General features: G+C 46.0%; 11 protein-coding genes and 1 tRNA gene. 10 read left to right on the forward strand and 2 right to left on the reverse strand.

The annotated features are described in order from the left end of the window. Positions 1 to 7 precede the first annotated feature (7 nt). The 8 genes from BLQ79_RS02375 to BLQ79_RS02410 all read left to right on the forward strand — a co-directional run bounded on the left by BLQ79_RS02375 (position 8) and on the right by BLQ79_RS02410 (position 8538). On the forward strand, positions 8 to 796 hold the full coding sequence (locus BLQ79_RS02375) for a TrmH family RNA methyltransferase (RefSeq protein ID WP_091363449.1): 789 nt from the start codon (positions 8 to 10) through the stop codon (positions 794 to 796). 57 nt (positions 797 to 853) lie between these two features. Further along, positions 854 to 1711: a ChbG/HpnK family deacetylase gene (locus BLQ79_RS02380; RefSeq protein WP_091363451.1), complete on the forward strand. Its 858-nt coding sequence runs from the start codon at positions 854 to 856 to the stop codon at positions 1709 to 1711. 2 nt (positions 1712 to 1713) lie between these two features. Next, positions 1714 to 2166, forward strand: a complete 453-nt coding sequence (locus BLQ79_RS02385; RefSeq protein WP_091363453.1) for an ACT domain-containing protein — start codon at positions 1714 to 1716, stop codon at positions 2164 to 2166. 90 nt (positions 2167 to 2256) lie between these two features. Further along, positions 2257 to 2333: transfer RNA gene (locus BLQ79_RS02390), tRNA-Pro, on the forward strand. 30 nt (positions 2334 to 2363) lie between these two features. Next, the gene (locus BLQ79_RS02395; RefSeq protein ID WP_091363456.1) at positions 2364 to 3215 is read left to right on the forward strand and encodes a zinc metalloprotease HtpX; all 852 of its coding nucleotides are present in this window, start codon (positions 2364 to 2366) and stop codon (positions 3213 to 3215) included. Between the two features lie 19 nt (positions 3216 to 3234). Next, on the forward strand, positions 3235 to 3651 hold the full coding sequence (ndk, locus tag BLQ79_RS02400) for a nucleoside-diphosphate kinase (protein WP_091363458.1): 417 nt from the start codon (positions 3235 to 3237) through the stop codon (positions 3649 to 3651). A gap of 102 nt (positions 3652 to 3753) precedes the next feature. Further along, positions 3754 to 6171 carry a DUF3656 domain-containing U32 family peptidase gene (locus BLQ79_RS02405; protein WP_159427817.1) on the forward strand — a complete coding sequence of 806 codons (2418 nt, stop codon included), beginning with the start codon at positions 3754 to 3756 and terminating at the stop codon, positions 6169 to 6171. After that, positions 6172 to 8538 (forward strand): endonuclease MutS2, encoded by a 2367-nt coding sequence (locus tag BLQ79_RS02410; RefSeq protein WP_091363463.1) that lies wholly within the window; start codon positions 6172 to 6174, stop codon positions 8536 to 8538. It abuts the gene before it with no gap. A gap of 446 nt (positions 8539 to 8984) precedes the next feature. Here BLQ79_RS02410 and BLQ79_RS08475 read toward each other — a convergent pair whose 3' ends face one another. Beyond that, positions 8985 to 9164, reverse strand: coding sequence for a four helix bundle protein (locus BLQ79_RS08475; protein WP_091363465.1), 180 nt, complete (start codon positions 9162 to 9164; stop codon positions 8985 to 8987). 1054 nt (positions 9165 to 10218) lie between these two features. Between BLQ79_RS08475 and BLQ79_RS02420 the strand changes: the two genes are divergently transcribed. Both BLQ79_RS02420 and BLQ79_RS02425 read left to right on the forward strand, forming a co-directional pair. After that, positions 10219 to 11049, forward strand: coding sequence for a DegV family protein (locus tag BLQ79_RS02420; protein ID WP_091363466.1), 831 nt, complete (start codon positions 10219 to 10221; stop codon positions 11047 to 11049). Positions 11050 to 11067: 18 nt separating this feature from the next. Beyond that, positions 11068 to 12672 (forward strand): DAK2 domain-containing protein, encoded by a 1605-nt coding sequence (locus tag BLQ79_RS02425; protein ID WP_091363468.1) that lies wholly within the window; start codon positions 11068 to 11070, stop codon positions 12670 to 12672. A gap of 1338 nt (positions 12673 to 14010) precedes the next feature. Here BLQ79_RS02425 and cobC read toward each other — a convergent pair. Beyond that, entirely contained in the window at positions 14011 to 14616 is a 606-nt protein-coding gene (gene cobC / locus BLQ79_RS02430; RefSeq protein ID WP_091363470.1) for an alpha-ribazole phosphatase, read from the reverse strand. Positions 14617 to 15194 lie beyond the last annotated feature (578 nt).

A 15194-nucleotide genomic window follows, 5' to 3' on the forward strand; every position in this document is an offset into this window, starting at 1 on the left:
TATAGCCATGGAACTGATTACAAGCAAGACGAACCGCTGGGTGAAGCTGGCAGAACAGCTCAAACACAGAAAGTTCAGAGATAAATTTTCAAAATTCATTATGGAAGGCGTCCGCTCGGCGGATGATGCCAGAAATCAGGGCATCCGGGACGTAGTATGCTTTGTCACAGAAAAGGCGTATGAAGAACCGCGGACGAAGTCCATTGTGCAGGAAGCGCAGGACGAACTGCACTGGCTGGTTCTCTGTGTTCCGGAACCCATTATGAAACTGATTTCCGGAACGGAAACCAGTCAGGGGATTGTCCTTATTGTGGATAAGCCGAAACATAGCCAGGAGGAACTGGACCATGTGAAGGGACATTATGTCCTTCTGGAAAAGGTGCAGGATCCTGGCAATCTGGGGACCATCATCCGTACTGCGGCCGCGGCCGGATGCAGGGGGATCCTTCTTACGGAAGGTTCCACGGATGCCTATTCCGAAAAGGCGGTACGCAGCTCCATGGGGAGCGTACTGCGGCTGCCGGTCTATGAAAAATTATCCCTGGAAGATGTCCGGGACATTAAGGAAAGAAATCATCTGGTGATGGTGGGAACCTCACTGCATAACGCCATGCCTTATAAGGAAAGCCCGGCGTTTGCTGATGGAATCATTGCCTTTGGCAATGAAGGAAATGGCATGTCAGAAGATATGCTGTCTCTCTGTGATTTTTCCTTATATATCCCCATTCATAACGGGGTAGAATCGCTGAACGTCACCGCGGCGGCAGCCATCATACTGTTTCACACAGCGGAATAATACATAAGATACAGAAAAAGACGGACAAGGGACTCTCTGGAAAGGACAGGAGAAAGCATGAAAAAACAGCTCATTATTAATGCGGATGATTTTGGTATCCATCTGGCGGTAAATGAAGCCGTGCGTAAGGCGGCTACAGAAGGAATTCTCACCAGCACATCGCTTATGGCCGGAGGGGATGCCTTTGATGAAGCCGTTGAAATGGCCCGGTCCATGCCATCCCTGGGCATAGGTATCCATCTCACCCTGGTGGGAGGGATTAAGCCTGTACTGCCGCCGTCTGAAGTGCCGTCCCTGACCTGGGATAACGGCGTGTTCTGTCATGACTATGGAAAGCTCATTGTTCGGGACCTGGAAGGGAAGATTTCACTTTCCGAGGTCTATGCGGAATGGGACGCCCAGATTCAGAAGATTATGAATACCGGGCTGCCGGTAACCCATATGGATGGACATCAGCATATGCATATGTGGCCGCACTTTTATCCCATAGCGAGAGACCTGGCGAAGAAATATCATATTTCCTGCATGCGCGTTCCGGATGAAGATGTCCTGTACGGCATGAAGGATGGACATATTATACGCTGGGCGGCGAAAAACGGATTATCCCTGTTGTCCCGCATGCACAGGCCGGACCTGAAGAAGAACCATATCCGGACCAATGACCATTTCTTTGGAATGCTCTACGGAGGGCATCTCAGCCCGGAACGTTTTGCTAAGTTCATACTGCAGACAAAACCGGGAATCACAGAAATCATGTGTCATCCGTCGGCGGATACCCGGGCTATGGAAGATACATTCCACTGGGGATATCATGGGGAAGATGAACTGGCCGGACTGCTTGCGGATATTAACCGGGAATTAATAGAGAAAAAGCAGATTAGTCTGATTTCATATAGAGATGTAAGGGAAGAATAAGAATGAAAAACCAGAATCGACAATTTTATCTGGTGGATTTTCAGATACTATCCGAAGCGATAAAGAAAACCATTCAGACAAAGGAATTGCTGAAAGAAGGGGAAGCCGAAACCATTAATGAAGCGGTAAAAAAGACAGGAATCAGCCGCAGTGCCTACTATAAGTACAAAGATCATGTGGCGCCGGCTCTGGATATGCAGGATGATGCCATCGTATCCCTGGCCATTACTACAGTGGATGACATTGCGGTATGCTCCCGGATTCTTCGAAAGATTGCCAAAGGGAAAAACAGGGTAGTGACCCTGAACAGAGGTCTGCCGGTAAAGAAGCAGACATTGATTTCCCTGGCATTTGAAACCGCGGAAACCAGGAGCGATATAAAGAAACTGATTACCAATATTGAGAACATGAAAGGAGTAAAGGACGTCCGTCAGATTGGTGGAGGCGAAGAATAGAAAAAGTGCGATTTTCCCCGTATTGCTCGTGTTTTACAGGTGCACAACTTGACAAAAAAACTCAACATGTGTATTCTTGTAGTGTACTGGCGGGACGTAGCTCAGCTTGGTAGAGCGCTACCTTGGGGTGGTAGAGGTCGCATGTTCGAATCATGTCGTTCCGACCATTTTTTTAATATTAAAGAGAGGTCATCTTTATGAACAGAATCAAATCCGTAATGCTTTTGACCCTGCTCAGTTTGCTTTTGATGGCTATCGGTGGGGTATTTGGTGGCCGTCAGGGTGCACTGATTATGCTGCTGGTTTCTTTTGTCATTAATTTCATCAGCTATTGGAATTCTGACAAAATTGCTCTTGCAAGTTACCGGGCACAGCCTATCTCTCCTGAGCAGGCGCCGGAACTACATAAACTGGTGAAACAGCTGGCAGATAATGCAGGAATTGCTACGCCGAGACTGTATCTCATCCCTACCGATGTACCCAATGCATTTGCTACGGGCAGAGATGATAAGCATGCAGCGGTTGCTGTGACAGAAGGTCTGCTTCGCATTTTGAATCGTGACGAGGTAGCTGGAGTTATCAGCCATGAACTTTCACATATCAAACACCGCGATACACTGGTAATGACACTGGCCGCATCTCTGGCCTCTGCTATCAGCTATATCGCTAACATTGCTCAGTGGGGCCTTATTTTCGGGCACCGCGGTGATGACAGGGAAGGGAATCCTCTGGCTCTGTTACTCACTATCATTGTTGCTCCTATCGCAGCTACCCTTATTCAGCTTGCGTTGTCCCGTTCAAGGGAATTTATGGCGGATGCATCCGGAGCGGCAATCAGTGGAAAACCACTGGCACTGGCGAGTGCTTTGCAGAAACTTGACGATTATGCACATAATCGCGTTCTGCCAGGTGCTAAGCCGGAAACCGAAGGGCTGTTCATCATTAACCCGCTTTGCGGAAAAGGCGGCCTTCAGAATATGTTTTCAACGCATCCTTCTACGGAAGAGCGTATTGAAAAGCTGCGCGAAATTGCAGCAAATATGAATTAATTGTAAGGAGGAACTACTCATGGCGGTAGAAAAGACACTGGTACTGGTTAAGCCGGACGGAGTAAGAAAACACATTTGCGGAGAAATCATTTCCCGTTTTGAAAGAAAGGGACTGGCTCTCCACGCTGTAAAGATGGTTAACGTTTCTGTAGAACTCGCTAAGAAGCATTATGGCGAACACGAAGGTAAGCCATTCTTCCAGTCTCTCATTGACTTCATCACTTCTGGCCCGGTTCTGGCTATGGTTATTGAAGGCAACAATGCGGTAGCAGCAGTTCGTCAGATCAATGGCGCAACTGATCCGCTGAAGGCTGCACCAGGCTCCATCCGTGGTGACTTCGGTACCTGCATCGATGAAAACATCGTTCATGCATCCGATGCTCCGGAAACTGCAGCAAGAGAAATCGGACTCTGGTTCCCGGAACTGTCTGACTAATCTGATGAGTTTTCTGACAAATAACACCTTATAAAGGTACATAAATGGGACATTCCAGGCGAATGTCTCATTTTGTTTTTATAGTAAAAGATGGAGGAAAAAATGGAGATACTGGCACCGGCAGGTTCACCGGAACTTCTGTATGCGGCGGTTGAAGCAGGAGCTGACGCTGTTTATCTTGGGGGAAAATTATTCAGCGCCAGACGGTTCGCCGGAAATTTCACAAACGAAGAAATGGAAGAGGCCGTTCATTTCTGTCATGCCCGTAATGTAGCGGTATACGTAACTCTGAATACCCTGATTGCGGATCAGGAAATGAAAGATGCTGTGCCTTATCTCCGTTTTCTCGATTCCATTGCCATTGACGGACTGCTTGTGCAGGATTTGGGAGTGGCCCGGCTGGCTCACGAAATCGTTCCGAATCTGCCGCTTCATGCCAGCACACAGATGACGGTAAGCAATCTGGCCGGCGTGAAGTTTCTGGAATCCCTTAATTTCCGTCGTGTCGTACTTTCCCGCGAACTGTCTCTGGAAGAAATAGAATATATCGCCAATAACTGTGATGTGGAAATTGAAATCTTTGTACATGGTGCGTTATGTGTCTGCTACTCCGGACAATGCCTTATGAGCAGCTTCATCGGCGGGCGAAGCGGGAACCGTGGTGCCTGTGCCCAGCCATGCCGCATGCCCTATAACCTTACCAATGCGTCCGGTGAACCATTCCCATCGCAGAACGGAAAATATCTTATCAGTCTCAAAGATATGAGCGGACTGGAAGATATAGAACGTCTGGCCCATTCCAGAGTAGCGTCCTTAAAAATTGAAGGCCGTATGAAGAGCCCGGAATATGTGTATGACGTAGTATCTTCTTACCGCACAGCGCTGGATATGGTGGAAGAAGGGAAAAAGCCGGATCTGGAAAGCCTGAAAAAACGTCTGGAACGGCGTTTCTACCGTGGATTTACCGCGTCCTACTATCATGACCGCCCGGGAGCGGATATGATGACCGGCATTATCCCGGGGAACCGCGGCGTAGAAGCCGGCCGCGTCCTTTCCGCGAAACATCACAGCTTTACCTTTAAGGATACCTATGGTATCGGCAGAGAAGAAATACTCGGCATTTCCTATATCGGGAAGAATAAGAGCATGATCTTTGTTCCGGAAAAGGATATTTTCCGGGATAAGGGAAACCGGTACAGTTGTCTGGCGGAAACGCAGCCGGAAGAAAACAGCATGGTGTACTGGCAGATTAAAGAAGATAAGTACCATATTTCACCGGCTCATTCTCAGAGAAAACGGGTGGTGGATTTTGCTGTATATGCTATGCCGGATGCTCCACTTCAGTTGCTGATGACCGACCGGGATAACCATATGGTCTCTCTGGAATCCCCGGCTCCTTGCCAGAAAGCCCTTAAAAGGGTAACCACCCGGGAAGAGGCGGAAAAACAGCTGGGGCGTCTTGGAGACACCCCGTTTGCTCTGGGAACCGTGCATCTGGAAAATGATGGATGCATGATTCCAAGAAGCGTACTTAATGAACTGAGACAGCAGGCAACTGCAGAATTGACCGCCATACTGGAAAAGGAATTCGTGCAGAAGACCCATAATTTTAAAGACCATCCAGTACATTTGCCCGATGTACCTCAGGCACATTTTTCCATGAAACCTCAGATCTCCGTACGCGCGGAAACTGTGGAACAGGTAGAGGAAGCTCTCCGTGCCGGAGCCGGAGAAATCGTATTTGGCGGAGAATCCTATCACCATCGCGCAATTCCACTCAGCGATTATGAAAAGGCTGTGGAACTGGCGCATAACGCTCAGGCAAAGATTATTTTCGCGGCACCGCGCCTCCTTCGGGAAAAGCATACTGAACGGTATCTGAAGCAGCTGAAACAGCTGACCGCGCTGCGCCCGGATGCCATGGAAATTTCTTTTCTTGGTCAGATGGACTGGGTGGATGAATATATGAAAGGAATACCCCTGGTGGGCGGTGCTTCACTGAATATATTCAATACAGAAGCACTCCGTACCGTGGAAAAGCTGGGATTCTCAGGACAGGCTCTGTCCCCGGAGCTAACCATTTCACAGATTCATCGCATAGCACAGGAATCCCGGATTCCTGTATCAGCTACCGTATATGGACGAAGCGAGATGATGGTTTCTGAATACTGTGCCATTGAAGCTGTCCTGACTAATGGGGAAAAGAAGAAATGTCCGGGCGTCTGTATGAAAGACAGCTATTTCCTCAAAGATAAAGAAGGGCATATGTTCCCGCTTAGGACCGATGAATACTGCCACATGCACATCCTCAACAGCCGCATACTGGATATGCGCCCCTATGTACATAAGCTGGTTCATGCAGGGCTAAACCGCCTCTGTGTGGATGTAAGGGCAGGGGACGAACCCGCATATTCACTGGTAAAATCTTTCATGGACATTCTTTCTGGCCGGAAGGAGGCTCCTTCTGCAGAAAGCAGCGGGGAAATAACCCGAGGTCACTTTTTACGAGGTGTATTGTAAATGAATGAACAGGTTCTTCACACACTGGAATTTGATGAAATAAGAAAAATGCTGGCTTCTCGTGCCGTTTCCGGTCTGGCCAAGAAAATGGCCATGGAATGGGTGCCGTCTTCTGAGCAGAGCGTTATCCAGGAATGGCTCACTGAAACGGAAGAAGCCACAATCTGCCTGCAGAAAGAAATTGCCACACCGCTGGGAGAAACCCATGATGTGGGGCCTTTGCTGGAAAAGGCGGAAAAAGATATTCCGGCAACACCACAGGAATTTATGGATCTTTCCGCTACGCTCTCCACACACAGCCGTATGCATCATTACTTTGAAGGCGACCGGCATATGGTGTACCCGGCACTGGAATCTCTCGCTATGCTCATGCAGCCTATGGATGACCTTATGCGCCGGATTGACCGGGTTTTTGAAGAAAACGGGAATATCCGGGATGATGCGTCCCCGAAGCTGCACAGGATACGCAGCGAGATGGAAAACCTGAAATCCAGACTCCGTCGTTCTCTTCAGCGGATACTTCACGACAGAAATCAGGCCTCCTATTTTCAGGACAATATTATCACCCAGAGAAACGGGCGCTATGTACTTCCGGTAAAGGAAGAATACCGGTATAAGTTTGACGGCATTGTTCATGACCGGTCGTCTACAGGACAGACGCTGTACATGGAACCAATGATTTCCGTTCAGCTTAACAACGATCTGGCAGAAGCAGCAGTGAGTGAAAAGGCGGAAATTCATGCCATTCTGGAGCAGCTCACCAGAGAAGTAAAAAAGTCCGCTTACTCGATTCGTGAAAATGCAAAACTGGCTACCAGGATTGAATTTATCTTTGCCAGAGGAACACTGGCCATGGATATGCATGCGGTGCGTGCCGTGTATTCTTCCGAAGGGCAGGTAAACCTGAAAGAGGCACGCCATCCGCTTATTAATCCGAAAAAGGTGGTCCCTGTATCCATACCGCTGGGTATTGATTACAAGATACTCATCATCACCGGATCCAACGCAGGCGGCAAGACCATTTCCATTAAGACACTGGGACTTCTGGCACTGATGAATCAGGCCGGTCTGTTCATACCGGCAAAAGAAGGTTCCACACTCCCTGTGTTCAACCATTTCTATGCCATCATCGGGGATGATCAGAGCATTCAGTACAACCTGTCCACCTTCTCCAGCTATATCACCAAGCTGTCCGGATTCCTCGGCACCTGCGATTCCCATGATCTGGTTATACTGGACGAACTGGGATCAGGTACTGACCCGATTGAAGGCGCAGCACTGGCGGAAGCAGTTACGGAATATCTCTATAAAAAAGGCGTACCCACCATTATCACATCTCATTTCAGCGAAATGAAGAAACTGGCTTATGAGACGGAAGGTATTGAAAACGCATTTGTTGAATTCAATGAAGTCACACTGATGCCGACCTATCATCTCATTATTGGGGTAGCAGGAAACAGTAATGCATTCAGCATATGCAAACGCCTGGGCCTGGTGGATGAAGTCATAGCCAGGGCGGAAAAACTCAAGGAAAACTCACCATATCACAATATGGAATCCGTTATGGCCAACCTGAACCAGCAGATGCAGAACGTAGAAAAGGAAAAGATACGCCTGTCATCCATGGTAAAAGAAGCAGAAGAACTGAGGAATGATCTGAAGCAGGAAAGCGAAATTCTCTTTGAAAAGCGAAGGAAAATTCTGGATAAGACCAGAGAAGAAGCTGAAAGCATCAAGAGAAACCTTCGTGTACAGTCTGAGAATATCATTAAAGACCTGAAGAAGAGAGCATCCCAGATGGACAGAGAAGGACTCAATGCCCATATCAGCAAAGTACGCGGCCGCGTCAACGGAATGAGTATTCCAAAGAATAAACTGGAAGCTAAACGTGAACGGCCAGAAGAATTCAACGTAGGGGATACCGTATATATTGATACCCTGGGGAGCAATGGCACCATTCAGTCCGTTTCCGGAAAGAAAATAACTGTCCTCTGCGGCATCATCCGGGCGACCGTAGACAAGAAAAACTGCTTCCTCCCGCAACGCGGTGCCGATGCCCCAACACCCAAAGCATCCACCCGTATTCATGCAGGACGTAAAAAATACGTAGACCCATCGGTTACCCAGGTTAAAACCAGCATCAATCTGCTGGGAAAGACCGTAGATGAAGCCATCCCCGAAATTGACCGCTTCCTCAACGAAGCCTTTATGGCAGGCATATCCCCGGTACAGATTATCCACGGAAAAGGAACCGGAAGCCTTCGCGCAGGCATCCACAAATACCTCCGAACACTCAACTTCGTATCCGAATTCCACCTCGCCAACCCCCAGAACGGCGGGGCCGGAGTAACAGAAGTGTATTTTTGAGCTCATAAATGAGCTCAAGGGCTGTGTGAATTGCTTACAATTCACAAGGTTGTATAAGCGTTCTGCCTATAAGGCGGTGTCTTAACATCAAAAGACAGGGCTGTGTACTCCCCGGAGGGAAGTACAGGGGGTGGATACTGCGTATGGCCTTATAGATAACGTAAAAGGAGGAAAGAATCTGATTTTACAGATTCTTTCCTCCTTTTAACTGTTCTTTCAGGAAAAGTGTTGTTTTTAATGTCAATAGAGCTTGAGCGGCTTCCTACAGCCTTGCGTACTTTGTAAAGGTGTGCACCGCCTGTGAGATAGGCTCATCTTATTATTCTTGTGGCTCCATTGTCTGCAGACGTTTTATCAAGCGGATGAGTTTCCAGCGTGTGGTGTCGATATGTTTTGTAAATTTCTGGAAGTGGGGTTCTGAAATCATTTTTTGCCCTATAGCGATTTCAGCTATGGCTTCCATTTCCTTCTGCGATATTTAACGTCACAGAAGTACATGCCCGGCGAAGTTGATCTGAGAGATTGTATTTTTCCTGTTTTGGAAAAATCTTGATTAATTCATAAGATAAATTAACCAGATGCAAAGCATCCTGATAAACAGACAGAGTTTTAAAACTTCCCCTCATTTTTCCCACACTCCTTAAAAATATTACAAATAATTATACCCTCTTGTAATTATAGCATGAAAAGAAGATAAATCCCGATTAAACGATAAGGACAGAGATAAGGGACAAATGGGATCTAAAGTGGAGGAGAAGAGAGATTCTTATTAGGCGAATTGCAAGAAATAACGCAACACTTCTCACAAATTAGAAATTTCCTGTGTAAACATCTCTGATGCAGACCTGAATCCAAGACATTTTCGTGGTCTTTCATTAATCAATGACACGCTTCTATCCAGCTCTTCCTGATTGATGGCAGAGAATAATGTACACTTAGGATAAAATTCTCTGAGCAGGCCATTGGAATTTTCATTGGCTCCGCGTTACCATGAGGAATATGCCTCTGCAAAATAGAAGGGAATGCCCATGGCCTCTATCTCCCGGAAACAGGCAAATTCCTTCCCTCTGTCTGATGCCTGCATTTTCTTTTACAAAAAAATGCTATACGCAGTATCCACCCTTGCAATCTTGAAGGGATTGCACAGCCTTGGCCATATGATATTAAGCCACAGCCTTGTGAATTTCTATGAAATTCACACAGCCCCAAGAATGCAAAGTCATTCTTGAAATCCAGAAAAAACAGAATTTTTATCATCAGGCTTTATCACCAGCTAATAAAAAATCTGTTTTTTCTCACTAGGTGTGTTATAATAAACCAGTAAATGATGAAAAATAAAGAAAAGGTAAACGCTAATTATACGATAAAATCGGAGAAACGGTACATCGTGTAATATGTTTGATTATTAACTTTAACTTGACCTGACAGGCTATGGGGGGATATAGTTAAAGCATAAAGTGAAATAGTATGACCTGAACCAATCATTTCATGAATAGCTGAATCAATGAAAGATGTGAAGCTTTCCGGCACATAAGGCAGTCGAAAGCTTTTCGTGTTGTATTTTTATAATCATGAAATGGCGAAACTTATTTTTCTCATATTCTGGTTGTAAAAATACCTGTTGAGTAATACAACTTACAGAAATAATTAAGAGCACAAGTTAGAAGGGACGATGAATAAATGATTCATGTTGTGACAGATACTACAGCTACAGTTCTGCCAGAAATGCTTGCTCAGCACCCTAATCTCCATGTGGTTCCAATGAGCCTTTGTGTCGATGGTAACTATGTAGATGAAGACAAGATTACCATTGAGCAGGTCATTGAATTCTCCGAAAGAGAAAAGACGGCTATTCCAACCAGCCAGCCTTCCACAGGAGATTTTTTACGTGTATTTAATGAAATTCCGGAAGAAGATGGCATTATATGCATTCATCTGACATCAGGGGTAAGTGGTACTGTAAACGGAGCCCGGCTGGCAGCCCGGCAGAGTGGTCGCAAGAACATAGCAGTCATTGATTCTCATACGACGGCTATCGGCATGCGCCAGATGATTCAGGATGCTTTTGAAATGATGGAAGCCCAGATGCCTTTTGACGAAATAGTTTCCCGGCTGAATGATGTTGCGCTGCATATGCATACCACATTTACCGTACCTACACTTGACTACCTCAGAAGAGGGGGACGTCTTGGAAAGGCGGCCGGTCTGATTGGGAGCATTCTCAGAATAAAGCCTGTCATCTATATCAATGATGAAAATCAGGTAGATGCATTAGATAAAGTCAGAACAGAAAAGAAAGCCATTGCCCGTATGGTTAAATATCTGGAAGAACATTCTCCATGCAAGCGCATTGGTATTGTCCACATTATGAACCTGGAAAGAGCACAGGCACTTCAGGCTAAAGTACAGGAAATGTATCCGGATATTGAAGTAACCTGCTCTACAGGGACTGCTGTACTGGCAGCATACCTTGGACCCGGTCTTGTGGGAATTATTTTCGAAAGTGCTTAATTTGGGGGAATAGATTTTATGTATACAGTAATTGACGGTAAGCTTTTTAAGAATATGTTAGTTGGCGCATATCAGCTGATGAGTCAGAAATATGACATTATCAACCAGCTGAACGTATTCCCGGTTCCTGACGGCGATACTGGCAACAACATGCTGAACACTCTTCGTTCCATGTACAGCATGATTGGAACCATGGATGAAAATGAACCAGTTGGCATTATTGCTGAAAAAGCCGCTTCCGGTGCCATTATGGGGGCCAGAGGCAACTCCGGTGTTATCCTTTCCCAGATTATTCACGGTCTGGCAAAAGGCCTGCATGGCAAGAAGACAGCTACCTGCCGTCAGATGAGTAAGGCATTCCAGTATGGTATCCTCTATGCTTACCGTGCTATTACCACACCAGTGGAAGGGACCATTCTTTCTGTAGCCAGAGGCATTGCCAAGGGTACACGTGAAGTCATTCGCGTAGAACCAGACTTTGGCAAGGTACTGGAAGCCGCTATTGTAGCCGGAGAAGAAGCACTGGCAAGAACACCAAAGCAGCTTAAGATTCTGGCTGACGCAAACGTTGTCGACGCAGGCGGCCAGGGGCTGGTATTCTTCCTGATTGGCTGTCTCAATGGCCTTACCGGCAAGGTGGCCGATGTGGATGTAAAACCAATGCAGCCGGTTATCAAGAGACTGGAAGCCAAGGGCGAAGATTTCTCCATTGACTATCCATACTGTACAGAATTCATCATCAGCCCATGCAAGATTGGCGCAAGAGAAGTGCGTAAGCAGCTCATGTCCTGGGGTGAATCCATGATCGTAGCGGAAGGGGATAACCTCGTCAAGGTACATATCCATGCCCGCAAGCCAGGCCGCGTACTGGATCTGGCTGGATCCTGGGGAATTCTCCATGACATCAAGTGTGACAACATGATTGACCAGTTCCACAAGAACAAGGCAAGACAGGAAAAGATTGCCAAGAAACCTCTGGGAATTCTGGCTGTCGTTTCTGGCAAAGGCTGGGGAAATATCTATACCAAGCTTGGCTGTGACGTAGTATCCGGCGGCCAGTCCATGAACCCATCCGTCCAGGAACTCTCTGATGCTATGGAAAACGGACACTATGAAAAGTACATCATTCTGCCGAATAACAAGAACATCATTCTCGCAGCTAAGCAGCTCAAGAAATGGGTAGGCGACAAGGTAACCATTGTCGAATCTAAAGACCCAATGCAGGGACTTGCCGCCGCTATGGCATTCTCCAAAGACGCATCTCCGGAAGATAACGCAAAAACCATGACAGAAAGCCTTGGCGAAATCACCACAGGTATGGTTACCACCGCAGTACGCGATAGTAAGATAGGCGATACCATTATCCACAAGGATGATTTCATGGCCATGGCTCCAGATCACAAAGTAATCACCAGCAAAGATCTGAAGACCGCCTTCTTCAATCTCCTTGAACAGCTCGTAACCGATGACACTGAAATCATTTCCGTTTACTACGGAGCTGACCTGGATGAAGAAACCTGCAAGGCATTCGTAAAAGAAGCAGAATCTAAATACGAAGATGCAGAATTTGAAGTATACGAAGGCGACCAGCCACTCTACCCACTCTTCGTATCTGCAGAATAAGAGCAGATTAACTTCTGATATAAAGAACGCAAAAAGGTAGTTGTGAAAAATCACAATTACCTTTTTTTATGCGGTAAAACTTTAAAATTATAATTCGGGTTATAGGACATTTTGTGTGTTTTTTAATGCCAATGGAGCTAGTGTTTATCGAGCTTCATTGGCATTTATTTTTTTAAGATGATTTTTGAGGGTGGACAAAAAGTGTTGTAAAAAAATCTCAAAACCCTTGCCAATACTGGTGAAATAGGCTTTTATTTTTGTCGCCAAAATTTTAGCAGGCTTTCCCTTATTCAAACAACTTGGAATCAACTATCCACCGACGTTTGTCGGTCCCCCTTTCTCTCCAGAAAGGAGCAGTTTGATGTGCTTGCCTGTACTTGTTCATAAGCTTGCTCCTAAACAGGAAGATAAATTATAAGGCAGTATTCCTGTTTTCGCATTATACGTTAAGAATGAGAAAGCTAATTGATAGGAAGAATACAGATTGTTTCCCTCTCTGGAGAGAGAGGGGGACCATCCGCCAAGACGGATGGTGGAAAGTAGAATCCTCTATGTTAGAGCGTAGGAACGTAGACCGGTGTGATTGGTATATAAAAAGCTATGTGCAATATCTATCACACAAAAACTTCCATTAGATAGAAGTTTTTGCCGCTCTGCCTTTTGATGTTAAGGTGCCCTCTAGAATCCCGTAGGGATTTGCTGTCTTGAGCCGAAGGATCGCGATCTTTGATTGAAGATTAGTATTGAATTATGGAACAACACTTTTTGTCCTATAACCCGCAAAACGTTTCCCGTTCTGGAGAGAAAGGATAAAGGCCGCAAACGTTGTTTGCTGTCGGCAAAAATGGCCTAGCCATTTTCGAGCCGGTATAAACGCAGAGCGTTCATAAGTCTGCAAGCCTACGGCTCGAGTCGGCAAAATCTTCTATCCGAAGATTTCGAGGGGAAAAGTGGAATGTTTCTTTATAAAAGATAAGAATGCGAAAGCTGTCAAAAGGAAAGTTTGCGAAACGAAGCTCCTTTCTGGAGAGAAAGGGGGACCAGCCTGTGGCTGGTGGATAGTTGATTCCACTATGTTGGAGCATAGGGAAGTATGGTTGATGAGCTAAGGGTCAAAGACCGTAAGAATGCAAAAGCTCCACAAAGAGAAAGCATGCAGCACGTTTCCCGTTCTGGAGAGAAAGGGGGACCAGCCTGCGGCTGGTGGAAAGTAGAATCCACTATGTTGGGATAAGGGAAAGCAGAAAAGTGTTACATATATCCTTTATAAAGATTTTCCATGTCCTGACTCAAATCTCAATTCTCGTATCTCTAACCTGTCTTTTTTGAATGTGCTTATTATAAATGTGCCGTTGAATTGAGTGTTCTGACGATATTCCTTCCGTCTTTCAGTGCTTCTATTCTGGTGATGTTGGCATTGCCCTGGGAAAAGAGCCAGGCTCTGTCGAGGGGAATCTGGAGGAGGCCGCAAATCATTGTTCGGATGGCAGCTCCGTGGCTGACTATGAGGAAGGTTTTGTTGTCGTTGGCACTAATCAGTTCATTGAGAAAACCCATGGTTCTGCTTTCTGCATCGGCAAAGGTTTCGCTGCCTGGAATGTCTACGGTATCAGGATGTATGTACAATTCCTTGATTCGTCCCGGCCATTTTCTTTCAATTTCTTCAAAAGTCATTCCTTCCCACTGACCAAAATTGATTTCCGCAATTCGAGGTTCAACCTGCACAGTGAGATGATGAGGACGTGCAATGGTCTGTGCAGTCACCTGTGCACGATTCAGAGGACTGGAATAGATAGCATCAAAATGGATATCCTTCAATGCCAGAGCGGCTTTTTCTGCCTGTTCAATGCCCAGCAAATTCAGAGGCACGTCCGTAGATCCCTGAAAACGGCCTATATCGTTCCATGCTGTCTGGCCATGTCTTACAAAATATAAAATGTTCATTTATGAGCTTTGCCTCCACCATTTAAATATAGTCCTGGGAAAAGTATAGCATAGATGAGCTTCTCACATCATCGATTCCTCTATGTAGAATAAATGTACAGAAATATATAAAAATGTACAAATAAAGCAGTGCAGAAAAGACAACAAGTACAAGCATGGATGGGGCGGGAGATGAGGAGAATTAACAGACAATGAAACGAAAAACTTAAGGTGTCAGTTTTCAGATGAAAAGATAAGAATACAAAAGTCCTGCCAAAGGAAAGCATACACACGTTTCCCTCTCTGGAGAGAGAGGGGGAATGACGACAAGGGCTTGTCGTCATTGGCTGTAAGTCCATAGAATTATGAAATCTTTGATTTCCATACTATTGACAGCCCGGTCTTTGCTGGCGAATGGTGGAAAGTAGAATCCTCTATGTTGGGATAAGGGAAAGCATGCAAATGTTCTGAGTTCTTTCAGTCGGAAAGGAAGCCCCACAGGCTTCCAGTCTGATTGTCTGACCTGTCTGATATTCTGGCTACCTGCCGGGTGGATAGTTGATTCCACTTTGTTTGAATATGGGAAGCCTGCTGATGTG

The sequence above is a fragment of the Dialister histaminiformans genome, from assembly GCF_900103425.1.
GTDB classification, from domain to species: domain Bacteria; phylum Bacillota; class Negativicutes; order Veillonellales; family Dialisteraceae; genus Allisonella; species Allisonella histaminiformans.

Coding starts and splice junctions, on each gene's coding strand:
- BLQ79_RS02375 (WP_091363449.1), top strand. CDS start 8: ATGGAACTGATTACAAGCAAGACGAACCGCTGGGTGAAGCTGGCAGAA.
- BLQ79_RS02380 (WP_091363451.1), top strand. CDS start 854: ATGAAAAAACAGCTCATTATTAATGCGGATGATTTTGGTATCCATCTG.
- BLQ79_RS02385 (WP_091363453.1), top strand. CDS start 1,714: ATGAAAAACCAGAATCGACAATTTTATCTGGTGGATTTTCAGATACTA.
- BLQ79_RS02395 (WP_091363456.1), top strand. CDS start 2,364: ATGAACAGAATCAAATCCGTAATGCTTTTGACCCTGCTCAGTTTGCTT.
- ndk (WP_091363458.1), top strand. CDS start 3,235: ATGGCGGTAGAAAAGACACTGGTACTGGTTAAGCCGGACGGAGTAAGA.
- BLQ79_RS02405 (WP_159427817.1), top strand. CDS start 3,754: ATGGAGATACTGGCACCGGCAGGTTCACCGGAACTTCTGTATGCGGCG.
- BLQ79_RS02410 (WP_091363463.1), top strand. CDS start 6,172: ATGAATGAACAGGTTCTTCACACACTGGAATTTGATGAAATAAGAAAA.
- BLQ79_RS08475 (WP_091363465.1), bottom strand. CDS start 9,164: ATGAGGGGAAGTTTTAAAACTCTGTCTGTTTATCAGGATGCTTTGCAT.
- BLQ79_RS02420 (WP_091363466.1), top strand. CDS start 10,219: ATGATTCATGTTGTGACAGATACTACAGCTACAGTTCTGCCAGAAATG.
- BLQ79_RS02425 (WP_091363468.1), top strand. CDS start 11,068: ATGTATACAGTAATTGACGGTAAGCTTTTTAAGAATATGTTAGTTGGC.
- cobC (WP_091363470.1), bottom strand. CDS start 14,616: ATGAACATTTTATATTTTGTAAGACATGGCCAGACAGCATGGAACGAT.